The sequence below is a fragment of the Cypionkella sp. genome, from assembly GCF_030652235.1.
In the GTDB taxonomy this organism is placed as follows: domain Bacteria; phylum Pseudomonadota; class Alphaproteobacteria; order Rhodobacterales; family Rhodobacteraceae; genus Cypionkella.
Map to the genome: position 1 here is coordinate 1 of NZ_JAUSBA010000022.1, position 24,683 is coordinate 24,683.

Below are 24,683 nucleotides of genomic sequence, written 5' to 3' on the forward strand. Positions count from 1 at the left end.
AAAGGACGCGTTACTCATGCCGTGCGCGCGGCACAACTCGGCCACCGGCATCCCGCCTTCAGCCTGACGCAGGATCGCGAGGATCTGCGCCTCAGTGTATCTGCTTGTCTTCATTCGGAATCTCCTCATGCATCTTGCCGAGAAAATTCTACTTATGCAGCCCCTTACTTTCGGGGGGGATTACCGGATAACAAGAGCTTGGTCCATCACTCTGACCGCCCCTCTCACGGTTTGAAGGCAAACCGTTGCCGGGCAACGGGATCACAATACCTGTCGATCAAGTATACCGAGCGTCTGGCCGAGGCAGAAATCGACCTTTCAGTCGGCACCGTCGGTGACGCCTATGACAACGCCTTGGCCGAATGCGTCATCGGTATCTTCAGAACTGAGGTCATCAACCAGATCGGCCCCTGGAAATCAACGCGCGAAGTCGAATGGGAGACCCTCAAATGGGTCGATTAAGCCGTTTCCTAGAAAACGGCTCTGTATAACAACCGCCGACTTCTTGGCCCCATCGGATACATCCCGCCCGCAGAAGCAGAGGAGGCGTTCTATGCAAACCTGAACTCAATCGATATGGTCGCTTAGTCGTTGAACAAACCACCCTCCGGCAAACCCGGGTCGGTTCATAACTGCTGGGCGGACTGCGGATCGACAGGCCCAACCAGGTCTGGTGTGCCGACATCACTTACCTGCCGATGCGGAAAGGCTTCCTCTATCTGGTGGCCATCCTTAGGCCGGTAGGCGATTGCCTTCAATCGCCGTAAGACATGGACTGGTTCACCCGCAAGGTGCTGGCCTGACGCATCTCCAACACGCTGGAGGCCGAGTTCTGCCTCGAGGCGCTGAACGAGGCGATCCACAAGTTCGGCCCGCCCGAGATCATGAACACCGACCAGGGCAGTCAGTTCACTTCCTTCGACTGGACCGACCGGCTGAAGCGGGCCAAGACCAAGATCTCCATGGACTGCAAAGCCCGATACCTCGACAACCCTCGGGTATTCACTCGGACCAATGGCGATCATGCCCTCGACATGTCACGTCTCTGGCGGTCGCTGAAGTATGAATGCGTCTACCTGCGCGTCTGGGAAACCGGGTCACAGGCCAAGGCCGGCGTCGGGCGCTGGATCACCTTCTACAACCACTTGCGGCCCCACGCTGCCCATGGCGGACAACCACCCGCCGTGGGCAACTTCAACAACATCGAAACCGATCAGCAGGTGCAGGCAGTAGCTTAAATCACCCGGAAATCTGTCCAAGAGTTGGGGAGTAGCTCAGTACAAACGACATTTTGTAATCCATTAATTTCATTGACGTTAGAAAGCAATTGGCAGAACATGCACATATGCGTGCCGCATGTCTATCAGATGGCGGCTTTGGCAACTCTGGACTGTGTAGAGGGGAAGCAGGCTAATCGTGCGGCCCGTGCCGAGCAGCGTCGGCTGATGCTGGAAGGTCTGCCGCTTGCGGGGCACGATAAGATCGCACCCCTGAATAGGATGCCCTACATCTATGCCGATGTCAGCGATTTCACCGATGATACTTTGGGTTTTGCACGCGATGTTCTGCACATGGCCGGGGTGGCGGTGACCCAAGGGTTGAATTTTGAGCCAGTGCAGCGCACGCAGACCTTGCGGTGTTCCTATGCAAGCGGCACGGCGGATATTGTCGAAGGGCCGGAGCGATTGGCCGCGTATTGGGCGCCGTTGGGCTTAAAAAGAGCCTCCGGCGGGAGTATTTAGGCCAAGATGAAAGCGCTTTTTAGTCTTGTTTTAGTGATCTGCGCACTTGCCTTCGCTGGGCAAGGCCGGGCGCAGCAATTGTCGGGTTTGGCGAAATTTAATCCCGGTGCGTCTGAAATTGTCGACGCGGGATCAGGCGTGCAGATTGATCTGGGCCTGTCGCAAGCGGTGCCATGGCGGGTGCGGGTGCTGGATGATCCGGCGCGGCTTGTGGTGGATTTCCGCGAGGTCGATTGGACCGGGCTGGCCGATATGCCCTTGGACAGCGAAGCGGTTGTGGCCTTGCGCGCCGGGGTGTTTCGCCCCGGCTGGTCGCGCTTGGTGATCGAACTTTCGGGGCCGATGCAGGTGGCGTCTGCCGAGATGCGCACCAGTGATGGGGTCGGTGTGCATCTGCTGTTGGAGCCCGCGACCCAAACAGCCTTTGCGGCATTGGCCGCGCTGCCAGAGCCTGCAGATTGGACCTTGCTAAAGCCGGTCGACGTGCCCGCAGCGCCTGTGAAAAAGGCTGGCAAGCTGGTGGTGGTGCTGGACCCCGGCCACGGCGGCATTGATCCGGGGGCCGAGAGCGACGGGCAGAACGAGAAAACCTTGGTGCTGAGGTTCGCGCGAGAGTTGAAAGAGTCGCTGCTGCGCGATGGCGGTTTTGCGGTGGTGATGACGCGCGACGCGGATGTGTTTGTGCCGTTGGAAACCCGGATTTCGATTGCGCATCAGGCGGGTGCAGATGTGTTCCTCTCGCTGCACGCTGATGCGATTGCGCAAGGAGATGCGGTGGGGGCGACGATCTATAGCCTGTCTGCGGATGCCAGCGATGCGGCCTCGGCGGCTTTGGCCGAACGTCATGACCGCGATGATTTGCTGGCTGGTGTTGATCTGACGCAAGCTGATGATCTGGTGGCCGAAGTGCTGATGGATATGGCGCGCACCGACACCAGCCCCCGCACCGAGCGGTTGGCGATGGCGTTGGAGGTGGCGATCAAAGCGCAGGGGCTGAAAATGCACCGCCATCCCCGGCAGCAGGCGAGCTTTTCGGTGCTGAAGTCGGCGGATATCCCGTCAGTTTTGTTGGAGCTGGGGTTTTTGTCGTCCGAGCGTGATCTGAAACGGTTGAACGACCCAGCATGGCGGGCGAAGATGGCAGAGGCTTTGGTCTCGGCGTTGAAGACTTGGGCCAAGCAGGATGCGGGCTTGCAGGCTTTGCCGCTGAAGTGACGGCAGCACTTCGCCCGGTTTGAAAAATCGCAGCGGAGTGTTTTGACCTTTCCGCCCACCCGCGTGTATAAGCGCGCGTGCGCTGGCAAAGGGTCGGACGCTTTGACGGGAATGACAGGCGTGCTCAGGTTTATCGGCTCTTTCCTTGGGGGCATTTTCACGACGATCACGCTTGGTCTGTTGTTCGGCGCTTTGACGTTGGGCGCGGTGTTCTGGATGTATTCGGCGGACCTGCCGAGCCATGAGAGCCTTGCGCGCTATTCGCCGCCCACGATCAGCCGAATTTATTCCGGTGAGGGCCGGATTATTGACGAATTCGCCAAAGAACGCCGCTTGTTCGTGCCGATCGAGGATATTCCAGTGCTGGTGCGCGATGCGTTCATCTCGGCGGAAGACAAACATTTCTACACCCATCGCGGCTATGACGTGCAGGGTATGATTTCGGCGGCGTGGGATGCGATCAAGTCGCGCGGCAAGAACACCCGGGGCGCGTCGACCATCACCCAGCAGGTGATGAAGAACTTCCTGCTGGATGGCTCTCGATCTGTCGAGCGTAAGGTCAAGGAATTGATTCTGGCCTCGCGGTTGGAGCAGACTTTGTCCAAGGATAAGATCCTTGAGTTGTACATGAACGAGATTTTTCTGGGGCAGAACAGCTATGGCGTGGCCGCTGCTGCGCAGACCTATTTCAACAAATCGCTGGATCAGCTGAGCCCTGCTGAGGCCGCAACTTTGGCTTCGATGCCGAAGGCGCCCAGCGATTACAATCCGGTGACGCAGAAAGAACGCCTGACCGCGCGGCGGAACTATGTGCTGAATGAGATGTTCCAGAACGGTTATATTGACGAGCCGACCTTTATTGCCGCCAAGGATGAGCCGCTGAAATCGGTACAGAACGGTGATTATCCGGCGTTCCGCGAGGCCCTGCCGCCGCGCGATTACTTCACCGATGAGATAAGGCGTCAGTTGTCGGGCACCTTCGGCGAGGAAGAATTCTTCGGCGGCGGTCTGTCGATCCGCGCCACCGCTGACCCCGAATTGCAGGAAATCGCCGCCGTGGCTTTGCGCCGCGGCCTCGAGAAATACGACCGCAGTCAGGGCGTTTGGCGTGGCACTGGCAAAGTGCTGCCGATCGAGGTTCTGGGCAATGAGGCCGCATGGCGCAAGGCGCTGTCCGAGGTCAAGGACATGCCGCGCGATGTGTCAGGTTGGCATGTGGCCGTTGTGCTGGCCTTGGGCGATAAGACCGCCGAGGTCGGGATTGAAAGCGTAGATGGCACGCAGGAAATTCCCGCTACGGACGTGACTTGGGCGCGCAAGCGGCTTGAGGGCGGCAAGCTGGGCAAGAAAGCCCGCGTGCCTGCCGACCTGGTTTCTGTCGGCGATGTGGTTCTGGTGCGCCAGATCACCGATGACAAAACCAATGAATTCGTCCGCTGGTCGCTGCGGCAAATACCGGAAGTACAGGGCGGTTTCATGGCGATGGACGTGACCACGGGCCGCGTCATGGCGATGCAGGGCGGGTTCAGCTATCAATCTTCGGTGTTCAACCGCGCCACCCAAGCCACCCGCCAGCCGGGGTCTTCGTTCAAGCCGTTTGTCTATGCCGCCGCCTTGGATTCGGGCTTTACCCCCGCCACGATCATCGTCGATGCGCCGATTGAGGTCGAAACCCCGCAAGGGCTGTGGACGCCGAAGAACGCGACCAACAAATTCTACGGCCCTACGCCGATGCGGACGGGGATCGAGCAATCGCGCAACCTGATGACGGTGCGGATCGCACAGGAAATCGGCATGCCGCTGGTCGCGACTTATGCCGAGAAATTTGGTGTCTACAAACCGATGCAGCCCTTCCTCGCCAATGCGTTGGGCGCGCAGGAAACCACGCTGTACAAGATGGTTGCGGCCTATGCGATGTTCGCCAACGGCGGCGAGCGCGTCGAACCCACGCTGGTTGACCGCGTGCAAGACCGCTACGGTAAGACCATCTACCGCCACGATCAGCGCAAATGCGAGGATTGCAACTCTCCGCGCCTGCCGCAAGGCGACGGTGTGAAAATTGACAGCAACCGCGAACGCGTGATGGATGCGATCACGGCCTATCAGCTGACCTCAATGATGCAGGGCGTGATCCAACGTGGCTCTGGCACCGGGGTCAAACTGCCGGTGCCTGTGGCGGGCAAGACCGGCACCACCAACGATGCGAAAGATGTGTGGTTTATTGGCTATACCTCGAACACCGTGGCGGGTTGCTATATGGGCTTTGATCAGCCGCGCACACTGGGGCCGGGGGCGTTTGGCGGCACCCTCTGCGTGCCAATTTTTCAGGAATTTATGAAAGAAGTCGTCAAGCGCCGCGGTGGCACCACCTTCAAAGTGCCGCCGGGCGGCTATTTCCAGAATATCGACCGCTTTACCGGCGCATTGCTGGGCCCCGATGCCTCGGGCGCCAATGTGGTCGCTGAATACTTCCGCGAGGGTGTGGACTCTCTGTTTGCCTTGGGGGAAATCATCGACGGCGGCTTTGCGATGGGCTCGAACCTGCCGCTGTTTGCCAATGGCGAAAGCGATGGCGGCGGGACGGATACGGTGATCACCTCGGATGGCCAACAGAAATCGGTGCCGAAGAAGGCGAACTTCGGCACGCTTTCCTCGGGCGGGCTGTATTAGCGGCGCTTGCCGCTTGCCGCTGACCGCGCTATCACCGCCGCCAAATGACGATCTGTTAGGGACTCCGCCTCATGCGCACCGAGACGCAATACAATGTCGATGCCATCACCAAATCTCTGCGCCTTTTGGGCCAGCGGATGGATTGGGAGACGGCTGCGCATCGGTTGGAAGAATTCGACGCGATGATTGAGGCCCCCGATCTGTGGAACGATCCCGCCCGCGCGCAAAAGCTGATGCGCGCGCGGCAGGGGCTGTTGGACCAGATGTCAACCTACCGCTTGATTGAGCAGGGCTTGCGCGACAATGTCGAGTTGATTGAACTGGGTGAGGCCGAGGCCGATGAGGAAATCATCACCGAGGCCGAGGAGGCTTTGAAGGCGCTGGTAGAGCTTTCGGGCGCGAAAGAGTTGGAGGCTTTGCTGAATGGCGAGGCCGATGGCAACGACACATTCTTGGAGATCAACGCGGGCGCGGGCGGTACCGAGTCGTGCGATTGGGCCTCGATGCTGGCGCGGATGTATGTGCGGTGGGCCGAGAAGAAGGGCTACAAGGTTGAATTGCAGTCGGAATCGGCAGGCGATGAAACCGGGATCAAATCGGCGGGTTACAAGATTTCCGGTCTGAACGCCTATGGCTGGCTGAAATCTGAATCCGGTGTGCATCGCTTGGTGCGGATCAGCCCTTATGGGTCGGCTGACAAACGGCAAACCTCATTTGCCTCGGTCTGGGTCTATCCAGTGGTCGATGACAATATCGAAATCGACATCCCCGACCGCGATATCCGCATCGACACCTATCGGTCTTCCGGCGCGGGCGGCCAGCACGTCAACACCACCGACTCGGCGGTGCGGATCACCCACTTGCCGACCAATATCGTGGTAACCTCGTCGATGAAATCGCAGCACCAGAACCGCGAGGCCTGCATGAACGCTTTGCGTTCGCGGCTGTATCAGGTGGAACTCGACAAGCGCAACGCCAGCATCAACGCGCAGCACGATGCCAAGGGCGATGCGGGCTGGGGCAACCAGATCCGGTCCTATGTGTTGCAGCCCTATCAAATGGTGAAAGATCTGCGCACCGGGCATGAAACCAGCGATACCGGCGGTGTGCTGGATGGCGATCTGGACAAGTTCATGGCCGCGACCTTGGCGATGGACGTAGCCGGGAAATCCCGTGCAGAGGCAAATGCCGAGGATTAAGGCCTGATCTTCTCAGGTTAAGATCGACGCTTAATGCCCTGTCAAAAATACATCTTTCTTAAAATGACCTTCCCCGCATAGGCTGCTTAAAAAGCAGGGGAGACGCATGGAACAGCTGCCAGCCGACAGGCCAGAGGTGATGCATGTGGAACTCAGTGATCTGAGGGCCGCCTTGCGCGCGGGTTGGCGGGATTTTTTGGCTGCTCCGCAGTATGGGCTGCTATTTGCCGGTATCTATGTGATCGGCGGCTGGCTGATCTATTTCGCGCTGACCGGAACGGGCCAGTTGTGGTGGACGCTTGCTGCCGCCGCAGGCTTCCCGATTCTGGGGCCGTTCATCGCCTGTGGGCTTTACGATGTGTCGCGCAGGCTCGAGGCGGGGCTGCCGATGGATCGACACGCGACCTTGCTGGTGATCTTCCGGCAGAAAGATCGGCAAATCCCCTCGATGGCGGCGGTGATTGTGGTGTTCTTTCTGTTTTGGAATTTCCTATCGCATATGATCTTCGCACTATTTTTGGGCACTGCGGTGATGACCAATGTGTCGTCGTCGCTGGCGGTGTTTGCCACGCCTGCAGGGCTGACCATGCTGGCTGTGGGCACGAGCGTCGGGGCGGTGTTCTCGACTTTGCTGTTCAGCCTGACGGTGGTCAGCCTGCCGATGCTGCTGGAGCGCGAGGTCGATTTTGTCACCGCGATGCTGACCTCGTTTGCGGTGGTGATGGAAAGTCCGCTGGTGATGCTGGGCTGGGGCGCGTTCATTGCGGTGGCGCTGTTTGTGGCGATGTTGCCGGGGTTTCTGGGGTTGTTTGTGGTGCTGCCTGTGCTTGGCCATGCCAGTTGGCATCTCTATCGCAGCGCGGTCAGTTGGAACGTCTGAGACCCCAAGCCGACACAAGCGCCGAGGCAAGAGAGGCTACGGCGGCCAGCGCTGAGAGACGCGCAAAGCCCACGCTGGTCGCCGCGATATGCGCAGGGCCGTGGGCTATCACGCCAAAGCCCGGGGTCTCTGCCCCAATCGCGCCATAGCCCGCCGCAGCCATCCGCCCCATCAAGGCAATCGCCAGCAGGCTCGCCGCGCGTGCGACGGCATTGTTGATCCCCGAGGCAGCGCCCTGATCGGCGTCACTGGCCGAGGTCATCACCACGGTGGTCAATGGGGCCACCAGCAGCGCCATCCCAAAACCAGACAGCCACATCAGCGGCACAGCGCGGGTCCAATACAAAGCTTCATGCGCGGTGATCGCCAAGCCGGCTTGCGCCAAGCCCACCAGCACCGCGCCCCAAATCAGAAACGGCGCAGGGCCGATGCGATCCGCCAGTTTGCCCATCCGCGTGGACAAAGTGGCGATCATCAGCGCCCCCGGCAGGAACGCCGCCACCATTGCCAAAGCATCCGCGCCCCAGGCTGAAACGGCGGTCATTGGCAGATAAAATCCGATGCCGGTCACCGCGAAATACAACAGGAAGGTTGCAAGGTTGATGGTGGAAAACCTGCGCACCCGGAACATGCTCAACTGGATCATCGGGGCAGGGCAGCGGGCCTCCCATGCCAGAAAACCCGCCAGAACAACAAATCCCGTCGTCATCAGTGCCAGCGATTCTCCGGTCTCGGCGCTGAGACCATAGGCGACCAATCCGAAACCTAATGTTGCCAGAGCAGCCCCGATGAAATCAATCGGCACGCCGGGGCGACCATGATCTGCCAGCGCAAAGCGGGCGAGCAACCACAGCGACACGCCACCCAGGGGCAGGTTCAAAGCGAAAATCCAGCGCCACCCCGACAACGGGTCAACCATCAAACACAGCCCCGCGAGGATCGGCCCCGCCGAAGCGGTGGCGATGGAGGCCGCCGCCCAAAGCCCCAGCGCCGCGCCACGTTCCTCGCGCGGGAAGGCGCGACCGATGATTGCCATCGAGCCCGGCACCATCAGCGCCGCCGCCACGCCTTGCAAGCCCCGCGCCACGATCATCCCCATCGGGCTGAACGCCAAAGCGCAGCCTAACGAACTGACCACAAACAAAATAATCCCCAAGCCAAAGCCGCGCGCGGTGCCAAAACGGTCGCCCAACGCGCCACCGACCAAGATCAGCGAGGTCAGCGCCAACAAGTAAATCCCGCTGAACCATTGCGCCTGTGGCAACGATGCCGCCAAAGACGCGCGCATCGCGGGCAGGGCGTTGGCGGTGACTGATGAGTCAATAAACCCCATCGACGAGGCCAAAATCGCCGCCCATAAAATCGCGCGTCGATGTTCAGGCGCACAAATGGCAACGGGCACCAAGGTTTCCCCCGATGCCCGTGCTGTCATTTCCGTCTTGGACACTTGTGCGAAAACTTAGGAGTCTTCGCTGGAGGCCGGAGCCTGCACGATCCGACTGGTCGGGGTCGCAACCCGCCCGGTCGACAACGGATCATCCTGACGCTGCACCGAGCCTTCAAAATGCGCGCCCGACTCGATTGCGATGGTCTTGTGAATGATGTCGCCTTCCACCTTGGCGGTCGAGGTCAGGCGCACTTTCAAACCACGCACCCGGCCAATCACCCGGCCATTGACGACGATATCGTCAGCGACGATCTCACCACGGATCGTCGCGGTTTCGCCCACGGTCAACAGATGTGCGCGGATATCGCCTTCAACCGTGCCTTCGACCTGAATATCACCGGTGGTGCGCAGATTGCCCACCACGGTCAGATCGGCGGACAGCACCGAGGCCGCCACTTTGCCCTTCGGCGCCGAAGGGGTGAATTCCATCGAGGGTTTGCTCACAGGGGCCTCCGGGGCTTTGGGTTTATCGCTCTCGCCAGCCTTGGGGCCCGGTTCGTTGATGCGGCTTTTAGAAAACATTGGTCGCTGCCTTTATGAAGGTCATCGGATTTATCGCAGATCCACCGATGCGGATCTCGTAGTGAAGATGTGTGCCAGTCGAGCGGCCCGAGTTGCCCATATCACCGATCCGGTCGCCGCGCGATACCTTTTGGCCGACTTCAACGCGGATCTGCGACATATGAGCGTAACGGGTTTCAATACCAAAGGCATGCTGTACCTTGACCAGCCGACCATAGCCGTTTGACCAGCCAGCAAAAGTCACAACGCCGTCAGCAGTGGAATAAATTGGCGCGCCGTAGTCGCCCGCCAAATCTTGACCCTCATGCATCCGCGGGCCTCGGCCCAAGGGATCATCCCGCCCGCCAAATCCCGAAGTGTAGCGCACAGTGGTTTTCACTGGCATCCCGAACGGCGCTTTGAAAGCGGCAATGCGGTATATGTTCATGTTATCAAGGCTTTTCAGAATAGCATTGGCGCGCAGTTCATCCATCGACGCCGTTTGCCCCGAGGTCGACAGCGAGATCGGCATCAGCGGACCACCTTGGCCACTATAGCCTTTGCGCACGTCTGAGAGCAGCTTGTCAGGCGACAGCCCCGCGTCACGGAACATCTTGTCCAGAGGCTCTACGGAAACCGTCAGTGCTTGTTCCAAAGAAGCAAAAATTACATCATTGCTGGCTTGAAGCTGTTGTTTTTCTTGGGTCACCTTCGCTGTGCGCGCGTCGGCTTTCTCGGCTTCGGTCTGCATCACATCGCGGGCTTGCGCGGTTTCACCCAAGCTGGCGGTCATCATTTCCAGCGTGGCATCGGCATCTGCCAGCTTTTCTGCCTCAGTCCGGCCCGCTGTGGGGGCAGTGGACAAGGAGGCTACCTGATCGCGTGCAGAATCGCGTTCCTTGATCACGCCGCGCAGGGTGTTTTGGATGACGTCGATGCCGGTTTCCAACTCGCGCCGGCGATCTTCCGAGGCCAGCAGTCGCGCCTGCATCTGGGACACTTGTGCAAGAGCCAGATTGAACCGCCCTTGGGCAGAGGCCGCTTCATCCGCGCGCAGATCGCGGTCGGCCGACAGATCATTCAGGCGTTGTTCGTAAAGCCCCTGCTGGCGTGCCACTTGCTGCCGCGAGGTGCCGGCCGAAATGGAATCCAGCAGCAGAACAGCGGTTGCCAATATCGTCCAAGCCAAGGCCAGCGAGCCGAACACCAAAGCGATCGCTTGCGTGCTGGGGCGCAACCGGATGAAACGCGTCTCGGTTTCCGATTTCAGGAACAGACGTTGTTCCGGAAGATACCGCTCCAACGTGGTGTGAATCCGATAGGTGAGGCGTGTCAGCACAGCGGCATGTTCCGGTTCTTTAGGCACAAAGGGCGGTGGGGTGCCCATTTGCCGGGCTCATGCCTGATTAGCCAGCGCTTGGGTCCCTCGCAACAAATTTGACCTAATCGCTGGGAACCGGGGCGGAATCTCGCCAATCTCGGCGAGATTCCGCCGATAACTCTTACGCCTAATCGACGAGGGGCCAATAGAAATCAGGCGGCAATCCGGCCTCGGCGCGCTTTTCTTCGTTGAACGGCGGCTTCAGATTGCCGTGGAAGTACTTGCGTACAAGCGTGTGGAATACCTCCTTAGGATCATCGCCGGCGCGGCCGCACAGCCAGTTGAACCATTTCGCGCCATAAGCCACGTGTGCCACTTCCTCGGCGTAGATCGTGTTCAGCGCCGCGATGGCTTGAGTTTCTTTGGCTTGAGTGAACAACGCGATCATCCCTGGCGTCACATCCAGCCCGCGCGCCTCCAGCACCATCGGCACCACGGCGAGGCGGCCCAGCAGATCAGCGGCGGTATCCTCGGCGGCTTGCCACATGAAAGCATGCGCGGGCATCGCGCCATAATGGCTGCCCATCGTTTCAAGACAATCACACAGCAGATTAAAATGCTTCGATTCGTCATCCGCCGCCTGCACCCAATCGTCATAAAAGCCCAAGGGCATCACGGTGTCGGTGAAGCGGGCAATGATATCCCAATGCAGATCAACGGCGTTCAACTCAATATGCGCCACCGCATGCAGCAAAGCGATGCGACCCAAGGGCGAGCCGGGACGGCGGCGCGGCACTTCGCGCGGGTCAAGAAGATCCGGCTTTTCGGGGCGGGCAGGGCGCTGCGGTGGGCTGGCTTGCCCGACGGCCAAAGGCGCACCCGCCGCCCGTGCAGTCCGCCAACGCGCGGCATGGGCATGGGACAAAGCGGTTTTCGCGCGCCCGTCAGCGGTGGTCAAAACCTCGACCGCCATCTCGGCCAAAGTCATCACAGCGCCCGCACCGCCGTCAGAACCGCATCGGCATGCCCCTTGACCGAAACCTTGTTCCAGACCTGCGACACCTGACCTGCGCCGTCGATCAGCACCGTGGTCCGCTCAATCCCCATATAGGTCTTGCCGTACATGCTTTTTTCCAGCCAAACGCCATAATCTTCGCAGGTGGTCCCCGCCTCATCTGACGCCAGCACAATCGACAGCCCATGCTTTTTGCAGAACTTGTCATGCGCCTTCACCGAATCCTTGGAAATCCCGATCACGGTGCAGCCCGCAGCGGTGAAATCCGCCAGATGCGCGTTGAAATCCTGCGCTTCCAGCGTGCAACCCGGCGTGTCGTCTTTGGGATAGAAATACAGCACCACTTTGCTGGGGCGCAGGCCCGATAGCGTCACGTTGCCACCGCCATCGCGCGGCAAGATGAAATCGGGGGCGGTTTGGCCAGAGGTTATCATGCGCGGCTCCTTGCTATTTGAATATCAACCCTTTGCGATCTAGTTGCCTTTGGGCAAAGATAAAGGCAAGCCCCAGCGAAGGAACGGCCAGCATCCGCATCGGCGGTATGGGTCGGCATTGGGAAAGGCAGCGGCAACGATGACGACCGATCAGCAGAGCGAGGCTGCCCCCGATCCGGGTCATGCTTCTGTTGTGTCGGATGTACCGGCCACTGCAACCGCCGCAGCCAAGGAAACCAAAAAACGCCACCGCACCGGCCTTGGCGCGCGGCTGTTCAGTCTGGCGCTGATCTTCGGGGTTATTTTTGGCATCTTCGCGCTCTCTGGCAAACCCATCCCGATGCCGACCTGGGTGGTGGCCGAGATCGAGCAGCGCGCCAACAAATCCCTCGCCAAGGCCCTGCCGGAAGCCGCTATCGCTATTGGCGGGGTTGAGATCACCGTCGAAGATTGGGTGCCCCGCCTGCGCCTGGACGATCTGCGCTTGCTGAAAACCAACAACCAAGCGCTGCTGACCCTGCCAGATCTGCGCGTCACACTGGACCCCGGCGCTTTGCTGCACGGCCAATTCCGCGCCCGCAGCCTGAAAATCGTCGGAGCACACCTGCAAGTCATCCGCGACCGCGATGGCAATTTTGATCTGTCGCTGGGCGGCACCGAAATGCAGCCGAACATTCGCAGCCTACCGGAACTTTTCGATGCGGTGGACCGCGCCTTCGCCAGCCCCGTCGCCGCCCACTTGACCACGATTGAGGCCGAGGCGCTGACCCTCACATTGCAAGACCAAAAGTCGGGCCGGCAGTTTGATCTGGGCGATGGCCGCTTGCAGTTGGAAAACCGCGCCACGGAAGTTGCAGCAGAGGTCAGCCTGTCGCTGATCAGCAGTGCGACGCCTGCGCGCGCGGTGCTGACCATCGTGTCACAAAAGACCGATGATCAGGCGCGGATTTCGGCGCAGATTGACGGTGTGGCCGCCAAGGATGTCGCAGCCCTTGCCGCCCCCTTTGCCTTTGCCGGGGTACTGGATGCGCCAATCTCGGGCGAGATTCACACCACTCTGCGCGCCGAAGGCATCTCGGCGCTGGAGGCCAGCTTAAGCTTTGGCAAGGGCGCTTTGCAGCCCAACCCGGAAGCCCGCCCGATCGCCTTTGACAGTGCCAGCATGGCGATGCGCTTTGTGCCCGACCAAGGTCGGATGGATCTGACAGCACTTTCGGTGCAAAGCCCGACGTTGCGGGTGAAAGCCTCGGGCCACAGCTATCTGATCCGCGCCGATGGCAGCCGCATCTTTGGCGCTTTGGCGCGTGAGGTGCCGGACGCATATCTCACTCAGTTGGAATTCAGCCAAGTGATGATTGACCCCGAAGGTTTGTTCCAAGAACCTGTTGAGTTCAGCCATGGCGCGCTGGACACGCGGATGCGCTTGCAGCCGTTCTCGGTCGAGATCGGCCAACTGGCGCTGACCGAAGCCGGGCGGCGGCTGACGGCTTCGGGGAAGATTGGTGCCGATCAGCAGGGCTGGCGCGCGGCGATTGATCTGGCGCTGAACGAGATCCAGCATGATCGACTGGTGGCACTGTGGCCGGTGACTTTGCTGCCAAACACCCGGCTTTGGGTCGACAAGAACGTGCTCAGCGGCTCGCTGACCGACGTGCGCGCGGCGTTGCGGATCGAGCCAGGCCAAGCCCCGCGCCTGCATCTGGGCTATAATTTCAATGACGCCGATGTGCGGTTTCTGGCGACGTTGCCGCCGATCAAGGCGGGCGATGGCTATGCTTCGGTTGACGGGCAAACCTACACGATGGTGATGTCGAGCGGCACGGTGGCCCCGCCCGAGGGGGGAGAGATCAATGTCGCAGGCTCGGTTTTTGCCATCCCCGATGTGACACAACGCCCTGCCACGGCTGAAATCACCCTGAAAACCCAATCCAGCCTGACCGCCGCTTTGTCGCTGCTGGATCAGCCGCCGTTTCACTTCATGTCAAAAGCCGACCAGCCGGTGACCTTGGGGCAGGGCACCGCCGCGATCGAGACTCATCTGAAGATGCCATTGCAAAAGAAAATCGCGCTGAAAGATGTGCAATATCAGGTGGCGGGCACGGTTTCGGGGTTTTCCTCGGACACCGTCGTGCCGGGGCGCAAGATCACCGCCGATAGTTTGGCCGTCTCGGCCGATACCACCGGACTGACCATCGCAGGCGCGGGGTTGATTGGGGCGGTGCCATTTGACGTGACTTACCGTCAAGGCTTCGCGCTCGATCAGAAGGGCAAGGCGCGGATCGAAGGCGCTGTCACGCTGTCGCAGAAAACCGCGTCAGAGTTCGGTCTGGGCCTGCCGGATGGCATGGTGTCGGGGCAGGGCCGCGGTCAGGTCAAGATTGACCTCGTGCGCGGCCAACCGGGGCATCTGTCGCTGGTGTCCGATCTGACCAATATCGGTCTGACCATCCCCGAGGTGGGCTGGTCGAAGCCGAAAGCCGCCAAGGGCCAGTTGACCGCCGAAGTCCGCTTGGGCAAGCCGCCTTTGGTGGAAAGCATCAGCCTGAAAGCATCTGGCTTGGATGCGACGGGTTCTGTGACACTGAAAGCCGGGGGCGGCTTGGATGTGGCGAAGTTCAACCGGGTGCGCTTGGGGGGGTGGCTGGATGCGCCGGTGGAAATTCGCGGACGCGGGCAGGGCAATTCCGTGGGCTTGGCGGTGACGGGGGGATCGGTGGATATGCGCCGGATGCCTTCGGCGTCCGAGCGTAAATCAAGCGGCAAATCCGGCGGCAGCCCGCTTGCACTGCGGCTGGACAGTTTGCAGGTGTCGCAGAGCATCGCTTTGACCAATTTTCGCGGCGATTTTTCGCTGACAGGTGGCCTGAACGGCAATTTCATCGCGGCGGTCAATGGCACAGCGCAGGTGAAAGGCACGGTCGTACCTGCCCGCAACGGCACGGCGGTGCGGCTGGTGTCAGAGGATGCGGGGGCGGTGATGGCGGCGTCAGGCATTTTCGCCTCGGCGCGGGGCGGGTCTTTGGATCTGACGCTGCAACCCCGACCCGAGGCGGGCAACTATGACGGCGTGGTGAAAATGGGCGCTCTGCGGGTGCGCAACACCAATGTTCTGGCCGAGCTTTTGAACGCCATCTCGGTGGTGGGGATACTGGAGCAGCTCAATGGCGAGGGGCTGTTGTTCAACAACGTCGAGGCTGCCTTCCTGCTGACGCCAAATGCGATACAGGTGCACAATGGATCGGCAATTGGTGCCTCCTTGGGGGTGTCGATGGCGGGGGTCTACAAAAGCGCCAGCGCCGAGTTGTTCATGCAGGGCACGATCTCGCCGATCTATCTTCTAAACGGCATTGGATCTGTGCTGACCCGGCGCGGCGAGGGGCTGTTTGGCTTCAACTATGCACTCAGCGGCACCGCCGCCGATCCGCAGGTCAGTGTAAACCCGCTGTCGATCTTGACGCCGGGGATGTTCCGCGAGATTTTCCGCAGCCCCGCGCCGGTGATCGGCAGCAAAAACACAGAAGGAAATGGCGGATGAAGCTGTCGGATTTTGACTTTGATCTGCCTGAAGCTCTGATCGCCACCCGCCCGGCACGCCCGCGCACGGCGGCGCGGTTGCTGCTGGCGCAAGGTGATCAGATCACGGACCTGCATGTCGCTGATCTGATCGACATCTTCCGCCCCGGTGATCGCATGGTGCTGAACAACACCCGCGTAATCCCGGCGCGTCTGTTCGGGCACAGACAGCGCGGCGAGGCGGTGGCCAAAGTCGAAATCACCCTGCTGGAACCACAAGCGCAGGGCTGGCGTGCGCTTGCCAAACCTCTGCGCAAGGTCAATATTGGCGAGGTGATCCGGTTTTCCGATCAGCTTTCCGCAACTGTCGCCGCCAAATCCGAAACCGATCTGCGGCTGGAATTCAACCTGACCGGCGATGACTTCGACGCCGCCTTGAACGCCGCCGGAGCCATGCCGCTGCCGCCCTATATCGCCGCCAAACGTCCCGCCGATGCGCAGGATAACACCGATTATCAAACCGTTTTCGCCCGCCATGCCGGGGCCGTCGCCGCCCCCACCGCAAGCCTGCATTTCGACGCAGAGTTGCTGGCAGCTTTAGCAGCGAAAGGTGTGGCGTTCACCGAAGTCACCCTGCATGTCGGCGCAGGCACCTTCCTGCCCGTCAAAGTTGAAGACGTCACCACCCATAAAATGCACGCCGAATGGGGTCAGGTCAGCCCGCAGGCGGCCTCTGAGATCAACGCCACCAAAGCCGCAGGCGGTCGGGTGATCCCGGTCGGCACCACCGCGCTGCGGCTGATTGAATCGGCAGCGGTGACGGGCCGGGTTGAGGCGTGGGAAGGCACCACCGACATTTTCATCTATCCCGGCTACCAATTCCGCGTCACCGATGCGCTGATGACCAACTTCCATCTGCCGAAATCGACGCTGCTGATGCTGGTTTCGGCGCTGATGGGCAAGGCGCGGATGGACCGGATCTATGCCCATGCCGTGACCCATGAGTATCGTTTCTTTTCCTACGGCGATGCTTCGCTGTTGATACCGTAGCGGTGCACGCAAGCGCACCCTACACATTGTCACGCTGTCGCAAATCAATCACTCAGCACGGTTTACTATGCTAACCTTGTCCCAGACACCCGGAGCCTCTGAATGCTAAAAGTTCTCGCCCATTCCTGGCCCTTGCTGCTGGGCGTCATGCTGCTGATGGTTGGCAATGGCGTGCAAAGCTCGCTGCTTGGTATCCGGGGCGCGCTGGAAGGCTTTAGCACCTTCCAGCTTTCTATCGTGATGTCGGCCTATTTTCTCGGCTTCCTCGGGGGCTCTCGGCTTGCGCCCGAAATGATCCGTCGCGTCGGCCATGTCAGGGTGTTTTCCGCCCTAGGTTCGATGATTTCCGCCGTGCTTGTGCTGTATCCGCTGATGCTGGATTGGCAGGCTTGGGCGGTGATGCGGGTGCTGATCGGGTTTTGTTTCTCGGGCATCTATGTGACTTCTGAAAGCTGGCTGAACAACACCGCCAGCAATGAAACCCGTGGTCAGACCCTATCCGCCTATATGATCGTGCAAATGCTCGGCATCATCGCGTCGCAGGGGCTTTTGGCGATGGGCGACCCCAACGGATTTGGGCTCTTCATCATCCCATCCGTCCTCGTCTCGCTGGCTTTCATGCCAATCCTGTTGGCCGACACCCCCGCGCCCACCTTCGCCACCATCAATGCCATGAGTTTTACGCAACTGTTCCGCATCTCACCGCTTGGCTGCGCCGGGATGCTGCTGACGGGCGGCGTGTTCGCCGCGATGTTTGGCATGGCCTCGGTTTATGGTGCGATGTCGTCGATGAGCCTCGGCCAGATCGCCATTTTCGTCGCCGCGATGTATGTTGGCGGCCTTGTGCTGCAATACCCGGTTGGCTGGCTGTCTGATCGCGTCGACCGCCGCGTGCTGATCTTGTGGATGTCCACCGCCGGGGCTGTGGTGATGGCCGTCGCCGCCGCCACGCCCTTGCCCTTCACGCTGGAGGTGCTGGTGGCAGCCCTGCTGGGCGGCATCATCAACCCTTTGTATTCGCTGCTGATTGCCCACACCAATGACTTCCTAAGCAAAGAAGACATGCCCGGTGCATCGGCTGGCCTGATCTTCCTCAACGGGTTCGGCGCAATCTTTGGCCCGCTTTTGGCAGGCTGGCTGATGAGCGTGATCGGCCCGGAAGGCTATTTCCTGATCATCGGCGGCTTTTTCGCGGCCCTTGCTGGCTATGCCGCTTACCGGATGACCAAGCGCGACGCCCCGGTGCACACCAACACCTACGCAGGCCTGACGCCGACCGCTTCGGCGCTGACGGTGGATGCGGTGCTGCAGGAAGAGCCGCGCCGCTGAAGGTTTCCAAAGCGGTTGCGGGGACTGTGTGAACCTGCCACCTTGCTGCAAAGAGGGATGCTTATGTCTGATCCGATTGAGATTCTTGACTTCTGGCTGGGCGAGATCGGCCCCGAAGGCTGGTATGCGGGCGGCGACGAGATTGACGCCAGCATCCGCGAGCGTTTCGCTGAAATTTGGCAAGCCGCCTTCGATGGCGGGCTGGAACATTGGGTCGAAGGCACCGTAGGCTCTCTGGCCTATTTGATCCTATGCGACCAATTCTCGCGCAACATGCACCGCGATACGGCGAAGGCCTTCGCGACCGATCCGCAAGCACTGGCTGCCGCAAAAAAGGCGGTCGCAGAGGGCTGGGATCTGGATGCTCCCGAACCCGAGCGCCAATTTTTTTACATGCCGTTTGAACATGCCGAGGATATCGCCGATCAAGACCGCGCGGTAGAACTGCTGACCGAGCGCATGGCGTCAGATCCCGAAATGGCGCTGCACGCTGAAGCCCACCGCGAAATCATCACGCGCTTTGGCCGTTTTCCCAACCGCAACGCTGCTATGGGCCGGGAAAATACCGCAGAGGAGGCTGAATTTCTGGCTGTTGGCGGCTATGGCGCGGTGGTCACCGCGCTGAAAGCCAGCCATGCAGCCAGCGCATAGGCCCGCAGCGCTGCCAATGTTGCTTGAGTTTTGAAAATAGTTTAATGGCAAACTACTTTTTCTGAGGAGGGAAAGATGGCTGCTCAAAATTTTGACGTGATCGTAATCGGCGCAGGTCCGGGGGGCTATGTTGCCGCCATAAGGGCCAGCCAGCTTGGCCTGAAAGTGGCGATCATCGAGCGTGAAAACCTCGGCGGCATCTGCCTGAACTGGGGCTGTATCCCGACCAAGGCGCTGCTGCGCAGCGCAGAAGTGTTCCACCTGATGCACCGTGCCAAGGAATTTGGCCTGTCGGTGACCGGGTTGGATTTCGACTTGAACGCCGTGGTCGCGCGCTCGCGTGGGGTCGCCAAACAGCTGTCGGGCGGCATCGGCCATCTGATGAAGAAGAACAAAGTCACCGTGTTTATGGGGGCTGCGACGCTGCCGAAAGCCGGAACCGTGACGGTGAAAACCGATAAAGGCACCGATGAGTTGACCGCCAAGTCGATCATCCTTGCCACGGGTGCGCGCGCCCGCGAACTGCCGGGGTTGGAGGCGGACGGCGATCTGGTCTGGACCTACCGCCATGCTTTGCAGCCAAAACGGATGCCGAAAAAGCTGCTGGTGATTGGATCTGGGGCCATTGGTATCGAATTTGCAAGCTTCTTCAACACCTTGGGCGCGGATACCACTGTCGTTGAAGTGATGGACCGCGTGCTGCCCGTAGAAGATGCCGAGGTTTCCGCCTTCGCCAAGAAAGCCTTCGTCAAGCAAGGCATGAAGATTCTCGAAAACACCACGGTGAAGAAACTTGATCGCTCTCCGGGTAAAGTTGTCGCCCATCTGGAAGACGCCAAAGGCACCACCACCCAAGAATTTGACACTGTGATTTCTGCCGTTGGCATCATTGGCAATATCGAAAACCTGGGCCTTGAAGCCTTGGGTGTGAAAATCGACCGCACTCATGTCGTCACAGACGAATTTTGCCGCACCGGAGTCTCCGGCCTTTACGCCATCGGCGACATCGCAGGCGCGCCATGGCTTGCGCACAAAGCCAGCCATGAAGGCGTGATGGTGGCCGAACTCATCGCGGGCAAACACCCGCATCCGATCAAGCCGAATTCTATCGCGGGTTGCACCTATTGTTACCCGCAAGTTGCCTCCGTTGGTCTGACCGAAGCCAAAGCCAAAGAGGCGGGTTTTGAAATCAAAGTCGGCCGCTTCCCCTTTATCGGCAACGGCAAAGCGATTGCTTTGGGCGAGGCCGAGGGTTTCATCAAGACCATCTTCGACGCCAAAACCGGCGAGATGCTGGGCGCGCATATGATCGGTGCCGAAGTCACCGAACTGATCCAAGGCTATGTCGTGGCACGCGGGCTCGAGTCCACTGAGGAAGACCTGATGAACACCGTCTTCCCGCATCCGACCCTGTCGGAAATGATGCACGAATCCGTACTGGACGCCTATGGGCGCGCTTTGCATATGTAAGAGCGATCTCTTGCGAACAATCAGGGGGGCTTCTGCCCCCCTCGGCTTGGCCCAACGCCCTGAGGATATTTGGGCACAAAGGATGACCGATGCGCGCCATATTAACCGTTCTGGCGCTTTGGGCGGCAGGTCTTGGGGCGGCGGCGCAGTTCGGTAAAATTTCCGTTCTCTATCAAACGCTTCAAACCACCTACGCCGCCCATGCGGGCGTCGGCATTGGGCTTATGGTATCCATCGTTGGCATCGTTGGGCTGATCTTTGGCACCACGGCGGGTCTGCTGGTGGCCAAAATCGGCCCGCGCCGTGCCATCCTGTCGGCCTTGGCTTTGGGCGCTGCGGTCAGCCTGATCCAATCGAGTTTTCCCAGCTATCCGCTGATGATGCTGACCCGCGTGCTAGAGGGCGTGTCGCATTTGACCATCGTCGTCGTCGGCCCCACCGCGATTGCGGGCGTGACGTCACAGCGGCATCAAGGCTTGGCGATGACTTTGTGGTCGTCATTTTTCGGTGTGACCTATGCGGCGCTGGCGTTTTTCGCGCCCAGTTTGATCGCATTGCATGGCCCGGGCGCGCTGTTTCAACTGCATGGGCTATGGATGCTGCTGTGCTTTGGTGCCCTGTTTGCCCTGCTCCCGCCTGACCCCTCGCACCGTCCAACACCGGGTCAGGGCAACCTGCTGGCCCAGCACGCGGCGATCTATGCCTCACCCTATCTCGCAGCGCCAGCGATGGGTTTCGTATGCTATACAGTGACTTACGTCGCGGTGCTGACCCTGTTGCCCGCCGCCGTCACGCCCGGTTGGGGCCCGTTCATCGGCATTTTCATGCCCTTGGTGTCGATCACCGTCTCGCTGACCCTCGGCGTCTGGCTGCTGTCGAAAATCGCGGCCTTCCGTCTTGTGCAAGCGGGTTTTGCGGTGGCCATGCTCGCCAGCCTCGGCCTTTGGGCAACATGGGGGCAGGGCGCGCCAGAGGCCGCGTTTGCGCTGTTGATGGCTGCCGCTTTGGGCGTGGTGCAGGGCGCAAGTTTCGCCAGCCTTGCGCAGATCAACCCCTCGGCTGAAGATCGTGCGCGTGGCGCCGGGGCAATTGCGCAACTGGGCAATCTCGGCACCACCACTGGCACGCCCTTGCTGGCGCTGATCATGGTGCAGGCGGGAGCTGCGGGTTTTGCGCTGTTTCTGATCGGATTTTCGGCTTTGGGCATCGCGATCCATGCGTGGCAGGCCCGTCGCAGGCAGCAACAACCGCGTTAACCCTAGAAAATATGCTGCACCCCGGCGATTGTTCACACTTCGTTCACATTTTGCAGTTGGAGACCCACCACATTCACACTATCTATACGGCGTTAATTGAGGTGGGTCATGGCCGAACATAAGTTTATCGAAGTGCGCGGCGCGCGCGAGCATAACCTGAAAAATGTCGATGTGGATATTCCGCGCGACCAGTTCGTGGTGATCACCGGGCTGTCGGGTTCGGGCAAATCCAGTCTGGCGTTTGATACGATCTATGCCGAGGGCCAGCGCCGCTATGTCGAAAGCCTGTCGGCCTATGCGCGGCAATTCCTTGATATGGCAGGGAAACCTGATGTGGATCACATCAGCGGCCTCAGCCCCGCGATTTCCATCGAGCAGAAAACCACCTCGAAAAACCCGCGTTCCACCGTCGGCACCGTGACCGAGATTTACGATTATCTGCGCCTGCTGTTCGCCCGCGTCGGCACGCCGTTCAGCCCCGCCACAGGCCTGCCGATCACCGCGATGCAGGTGCAGGATATGGTCGATGCGGTGATGGCGATGCCCGAGGGCAGCCGGGCTTACCTGCTTGCCCCGATCATCCGCGACCGCAAGGGTGAATACAAGAAAGAATTTATCGACCTGCGCAAGCAAGGCTTCCAGCGCATTAAGGTAAACGGCGAGTTTTATGAATTGGAAGAGCCGCCAACCCTCGACAAGAAATTCCGCCACAATATCGACGTGGTGGTTGATCGCATCGTGGTGCGCGAAGGCCTTGAAACCCGTCTGGCCGACAGCTTCCGTACCGCCTTGAACCTTGCCGATGGTATCGCGGTGATTGAAACTGCCCCTGCCGAGGGCGAAGGCGACCCGCAGCGCATCACCTATTCCGAGAAATTCGCCTGCCCGGTGTCCGGTTTCACCATCGCCGAAATCGAACCCCGGTTGTTCTCGTTCAACGCCCCCTATGGCGCGTGTCCGGTCTGCGATGGCTTGGGGATGGAGCTGTTTTTCGATGAACGCTTGGTCGTGCCTGACCAATCGTTAACCTTGCTGGGTGGTGCCATCGCGCCGTGGTCCAAATCGAAAAGCCCGTATTTCACCCAGACCATCGAGGCGATCTCAAAGCACTACGCCTTTGATAAGAAGACCAAATGGAAAGATCTGCCCGAAAACGTCAAGCAGGTGTTTTTGCGCGGCTCGGGTGGCGATGAGATCTTGTTCCGTTATGACGAAGGTGGCCGGGTTTACCAAGTCTCGCGCGTGTTTGAAGGCGTCATCCCCAATATGGAACGCCGCTACCGCGAAACCGACAGCTCGTGGAGCCGTGAGGAAATGGAGCGGTTTCAGAACAACCGGCCCTGCGGCGCTTGCGGCGGTTACCGTCTGAAACCCGAGGCCCTCGCGGTGAAAATAGGCGGCTTGCACGCGGGGCAGGTGGTGCAGATGTCGATCTCGGAAGCGCATGATTGGATCAGCACCGCCCCCGAACATCTGACCAAACAAAAGAATGAAATCGCCAAGGCGATCCTCAAGGAAATCCGCGAGCGTTTGGGTTTCTTGGTGAACGTCGGGTTGAACTACCTCACACTGTCGCGCAATGCGGGCACGCTTTCGGGCGGCGAAAGCCAGCGAATTCGCTTGGCCTCGCAGATCGGCTCTGGCCTGACAGGTGTGCTCTATGTTCTGGATGAACCCTCTATCGGTCTGCACCAACGCGACAATGACCGCTTGCTCACCACGCTGAAAAACCTGCGCGATGCAGGCAATACGGTGCTGGTTGTCGAGCATGACGAAGATGCCATCCGCGAGGCCGATTACGTGTTTGACATGGGGCCAGGGGCCGGCGTGCACGGCGGTTTTGTCGTCAGCCACGGCACTCCGGCGCAGGTGGCCGCCGACCCTAACAGCCTGACAGGCCAGTATCTTTCCGGCGCGCGCGAGGTCCGTGTGCCCAAAGCCCGCCGCAAGGGCAATGGCAAGAAACTGACCGTTGTCGGCGCTACCGGCAACAATCTGAAAAACGTCACCGCCGAATTTCCGCTGGGGATGTTCGTCTGCGTGACAGGCGTTTCGGGCGGCGGTAAATCCACTCTGACGATTGAGACGCTGTTCAAAACGGCTGCTACCCGCCTCAACGGTGCGCATGAAACGCCGGCACCTTGCGAGACGATCAAGGGCTTTGAGCATCTCGACAAGGTGATCGACATCGACCAGCGCGCGATTGGCCGCACGCCGCGTTCCAACCCCGCGACCTATACCGGCGCGTTTACGCCGATCCGCGATTGGTTTGCCGGTCTGCCCGAAGCCAAAGCCCGCGGCTATCTGCCCGGTCGTTTCAGCTTTAATGTCAAAGGCGGGCGCTGCGAGGCGTGTCAAGGCGACGGCGTTCTCAAGATTGAAATGAACTTCCTGCCGGATGTGTATGTGACGTGCGAGACATGCAAAGGCGCGCGCTATAACCGCGAGACTTTGGAAGTTAAGTTCAAAAACAAGAGCATAGCCGACGTTCTTGATATGACATGTGAAGATGCGCAGGGGTTTTTCCAAGCCGTGCCCAGCATCCGTGAGAAGATGGATGCGCTGTGTCAGGTTGGGCTTGGCTATATCAAGGTTGGCCAGCAGGCGACAACTTTGTCAGGCGGCGAAGCACAGCGGGTGAAGCTCTCCAAAGAACTTTCCCGCCGCGCCACCGGACGCACTTTGTATATTCTCGACGAGCCGACCACCGGACTGCATTTTGAAGATGTACGCAAGCTGTTGGAAGTGCTGCATGAATTGGTCGATCAGGGCAATACCGTGGTGGTCATTGAGCATAACCTCGATGTGGTGAAGACCGCCGATTGGGTGATCGACATTGGCCCAGAGGGTGGCGATGGCGGCGGCCAGATCGTTGCCACAGGCACCCCGGAAGCCATCGCAAAGGCTGCGCACAGCCACACCGGGCATTACCTGAAAGACCTGCTTACTCCACGCCGGGCGGCGGCGGAGTAAGCAGGCCCCGGTCTAAG

The 24,683-nt window shown here is 60.0% G+C and carries 18 protein-coding genes and 2 pseudogenes; 14 read left to right on the forward strand and 6 right to left on the reverse strand.

Features of this window, described 5'->3' with window-relative positions; all coding sequences use genetic code 11:
* The coding region (locus tag Q7V03_RS05805) for a transposase (RefSeq protein ID WP_304924763.1) at positions 1-114 on the reverse strand (114 nt) is incomplete at its 3' end.
* A 78-nt stretch (positions 115-192) separates the two neighbouring features.
* Here Q7V03_RS05805 and Q7V03_RS05810 point away from each other — a divergent pair.
* The 7 genes and pseudogenes from Q7V03_RS05810 to Q7V03_RS05840 form a co-directional block, all read left to right on the forward strand.
* A pseudogene (locus tag Q7V03_RS05810) lies at positions 193-588 on the forward strand (hypothetical protein); the annotation flags it as partial.
* Positions 589-632: 44 nt separating this feature from the next.
* Positions 633-1,238, forward strand: a pseudogene (locus Q7V03_RS05815) (transposase); the annotation flags it as partial.
* Between the two features lie 111 nt (positions 1,239-1,349).
* Positions 1,350-1,742, forward strand: coding sequence for a hypothetical protein (locus tag Q7V03_RS05820; protein WP_304924664.1), 393 nt, complete (start codon positions 1,350-1,352; stop codon positions 1,740-1,742).
* Between the two features lie 6 nt (positions 1,743-1,748).
* Positions 1,749-2,957, forward strand: a complete 1,209-nt coding sequence (locus Q7V03_RS05825; protein WP_304924665.1) for an N-acetylmuramoyl-L-alanine amidase — start codon at positions 1,749-1,751, stop codon at positions 2,955-2,957.
* A gap of 120 nt (positions 2,958-3,077) precedes the next feature.
* Complete coding sequence (locus Q7V03_RS05830; protein ID WP_304924764.1) at positions 3,078-5,627, forward strand: penicillin-binding protein 1A; 2,550 nt, start codon at positions 3,078-3,080, stop codon at positions 5,625-5,627.
* 71 nt (positions 5,628-5,698) lie between these two features.
* Complete coding sequence (gene prfB, locus Q7V03_RS05835; RefSeq protein ID WP_304924666.1) at positions 5,699-6,826, forward strand: peptide chain release factor 2; 1,128 nt, start codon at positions 5,699-5,701, stop codon at positions 6,824-6,826.
* Positions 6,827-6,932: 106 nt separating this feature from the next.
* Positions 6,933-7,706 (forward strand): DUF2189 domain-containing protein, encoded by a 774-nt coding sequence (locus tag Q7V03_RS05840; protein ID WP_304924667.1) that lies wholly within the window; start codon positions 6,933-6,935, stop codon positions 7,704-7,706.
* On the opposite strand, the gene Q7V03_RS05845 is transcribed toward Q7V03_RS05840, so the two are convergent.
* From Q7V03_RS05845 to Q7V03_RS05865, 5 genes are all read right to left on the reverse strand, one after another.
* Entirely contained in the window at positions 7,690-9,108 is a 1,419-nt protein-coding gene (locus Q7V03_RS05845) for an MFS transporter (protein ID WP_304924668.1), read from the reverse strand. The genes Q7V03_RS05840 and Q7V03_RS05845 overlap by 17 nt on opposite strands.
* Before the next feature lie 57 nt (positions 9,109-9,165).
* Positions 9,166-9,675 (reverse strand): polymer-forming cytoskeletal protein, encoded by a 510-nt coding sequence (locus Q7V03_RS05850; protein ID WP_304924669.1) that lies wholly within the window; start codon positions 9,673-9,675, stop codon positions 9,166-9,168.
* Positions 9,665-10,993, reverse strand: coding sequence for a M23 family metallopeptidase (locus Q7V03_RS05855; RefSeq protein ID WP_304924765.1), 1,329 nt, complete (start codon positions 10,991-10,993; stop codon positions 9,665-9,667). Before Q7V03_RS05855 ends, Q7V03_RS05850 begins: the two co-directional genes overlap by 11 nt.
* Positions 10,994-11,162: 169 nt before the next feature.
* Positions 11,163-11,963 carry a ferritin-like domain-containing protein gene (locus Q7V03_RS05860; protein ID WP_304924670.1) on the reverse strand — a complete coding sequence of 267 codons (801 nt, stop codon included), beginning with the start codon at positions 11,961-11,963 and terminating at the stop codon, positions 11,163-11,165.
* Positions 11,963-12,424 (reverse strand): peroxiredoxin, encoded by a 462-nt coding sequence (locus Q7V03_RS05865; RefSeq protein WP_304924671.1) that lies wholly within the window; start codon positions 12,422-12,424, stop codon positions 11,963-11,965. Before Q7V03_RS05865 ends, Q7V03_RS05860 begins: the two co-directional genes overlap by 1 nt.
* Before the next feature lie 139 nt (positions 12,425-12,563).
* Between Q7V03_RS05865 and Q7V03_RS05870 the strand changes: the two genes are divergently transcribed.
* From Q7V03_RS05870 to uvrA, 7 genes are all read left to right on the forward strand, one after another.
* Positions 12,564-15,959 (forward strand): DUF3971 domain-containing protein, encoded by a 3,396-nt coding sequence (locus tag Q7V03_RS05870; protein WP_304924672.1) that lies wholly within the window; start codon positions 12,564-12,566, stop codon positions 15,957-15,959.
* Positions 15,956-16,987: a tRNA preQ1(34) S-adenosylmethionine ribosyltransferase-isomerase QueA gene (gene queA, locus Q7V03_RS05875; protein ID WP_304924673.1), complete on the forward strand. Its 1,032-nt coding sequence runs from the start codon at positions 15,956-15,958 to the stop codon at positions 16,985-16,987. The genes Q7V03_RS05870 and queA overlap by 4 nt, the downstream gene beginning before the upstream one ends.
* A 102-nt stretch (positions 16,988-17,089) precedes the next feature.
* Positions 17,090-18,316: an MFS transporter gene (locus Q7V03_RS05880; protein WP_304924674.1), complete on the forward strand. Its 1,227-nt coding sequence runs from the start codon at positions 17,090-17,092 to the stop codon at positions 18,314-18,316.
* Between the two features lie 63 nt (positions 18,317-18,379).
* On the forward strand, positions 18,380-18,967 hold the full coding sequence (locus tag Q7V03_RS05885; protein ID WP_304924675.1) for a DUF924 family protein: 588 nt from the start codon (positions 18,380-18,382) through the stop codon (positions 18,965-18,967).
* Positions 18,968-19,042: 75 nt separating this feature from the next.
* Positions 19,043-20,437, forward strand: a complete 1,395-nt coding sequence (lpdA, locus tag Q7V03_RS05890; RefSeq protein WP_304924676.1) for a dihydrolipoyl dehydrogenase — start codon at positions 19,043-19,045, stop codon at positions 20,435-20,437.
* Positions 20,438-20,526: 89 nt separating this feature from the next.
* Positions 20,527-21,693, forward strand: coding sequence for an MFS transporter (locus Q7V03_RS05895; protein ID WP_304924677.1), 1,167 nt, complete (start codon positions 20,527-20,529; stop codon positions 21,691-21,693).
* A 108-nt stretch (positions 21,694-21,801) separates the two neighbouring features.
* Positions 21,802-24,666, forward strand: coding sequence for an excinuclease ABC subunit UvrA (gene uvrA / locus Q7V03_RS05900; protein WP_304924678.1), 2,865 nt, complete (start codon positions 21,802-21,804; stop codon positions 24,664-24,666).
* Positions 24,667-24,683 lie beyond the last annotated feature (17 nt).

Bases quoted from the DNA above. Each gene is read 5' to 3' on its own strand.
- Q7V03_RS05825 (WP_304924665.1), top strand. From the start codon at position 1,749: ATGAAAGCGCTTTTTAGTCTTGTTTTAGTGATCTGCGCACTTGCCTTC.
- prfB (WP_304924666.1), top strand. From the start codon at position 5,699: ATGCGCACCGAGACGCAATACAATGTCGATGCCATCACCAAATCTCTG.
- Q7V03_RS05840 (WP_304924667.1), top strand. From the start codon at position 6,933: ATGGAACAGCTGCCAGCCGACAGGCCAGAGGTGATGCATGTGGAACTC.
- Q7V03_RS05850 (WP_304924669.1), bottom strand. From the start codon at position 9,675: ATGTTTTCTAAAAGCCGCATCAACGAACCGGGCCCCAAGGCTGGCGAG.
- Q7V03_RS05860 (WP_304924670.1), bottom strand. From the start codon at position 11,963: ATGACTTTGGCCGAGATGGCGGTCGAGGTTTTGACCACCGCTGACGGG.
- Q7V03_RS05865 (WP_304924671.1), bottom strand. From the start codon at position 12,424: ATGATAACCTCTGGCCAAACCGCCCCCGATTTCATCTTGCCGCGCGAT.
- Q7V03_RS05870 (WP_304924672.1), top strand. From the start codon at position 12,564: ATGACGACCGATCAGCAGAGCGAGGCTGCCCCCGATCCGGGTCATGCT.
- queA (WP_304924673.1), top strand. From the start codon at position 15,956: ATGAAGCTGTCGGATTTTGACTTTGATCTGCCTGAAGCTCTGATCGCC.
- Q7V03_RS05880 (WP_304924674.1), top strand. From the start codon at position 17,090: ATGCTAAAAGTTCTCGCCCATTCCTGGCCCTTGCTGCTGGGCGTCATG.
- Q7V03_RS05885 (WP_304924675.1), top strand. From the start codon at position 18,380: ATGTCTGATCCGATTGAGATTCTTGACTTCTGGCTGGGCGAGATCGGC.
- lpdA (WP_304924676.1), top strand. From the start codon at position 19,043: ATGGCTGCTCAAAATTTTGACGTGATCGTAATCGGCGCAGGTCCGGGG.
- Q7V03_RS05895 (WP_304924677.1), top strand. From the start codon at position 20,527: ATGCGCGCCATATTAACCGTTCTGGCGCTTTGGGCGGCAGGTCTTGGG.
- uvrA (WP_304924678.1), top strand. From the start codon at position 21,802: ATGGCCGAACATAAGTTTATCGAAGTGCGCGGCGCGCGCGAGCATAAC.